At 46.7% G+C, this 529-nt stretch carries 1 protein-coding gene; it reads right to left on the bottom strand.

From position 1 onward, the window contains the following. Positions 1–529, bottom strand: a 529-nt coding sequence (locus tag R7Z50_RS30835) for an NAD(P)-binding protein (RefSeq protein WP_318150191.1), incomplete at both ends; no start/stop codon positions are given.

The raw sequence follows: 529 nt of genomic DNA, 5'->3' as shown, positions 1-529 counted from the left end.
CTTTCCAACAAACCTTCTAGTTGGTCTGGATATTCTGCAATAGCGGCAATTTGCCCTTTGTAGTTTCTACGCTGAAGTTGTTCTAGTGCCGTTTGATTACCTTGATGGTGTGGCATTGCCAATAAAACTAACTTTACGTGACCAGTATCTAGGATTCGTTCCCAAAAATCTGGGTCGGTAGCATCCCCTGAAATGACATTACGTCCTTCTGAACGGTGTTGTTGCGCTGCTTCTTCACGGATCTCAATCCCCAGAGAAATCTTGCCGTAACGTGCGCGTAGCTCGTCATATGCACCGGTACCAATTCGCCCCATGCCTAGAATAAGTACTTGAGCATGTCCCGGGTTGATCAACTGGTCACGTTGGTTGAGTTTCTCTGCAGCCGTTTCTTGTAACCATTTACCGGAATGTTGATAAATTTTATGGCCCAAGCGATTTAGAGGTGCTGAGATAATAAAGGATAGTGAAACCGCTACAGCAATGGCTGCGAGCATGTCACTCGGCATCCACCCCATTTTGTACGCCAGGC

The sequence above is a fragment of the Vibrio sp. 1249-1 genome, assembly GCF_033340495.1.
The sequence above is the reverse complement of the archived record's forward strand: the minus strand, read 5'-3'. Positions and strand labels throughout refer to the sequence as shown.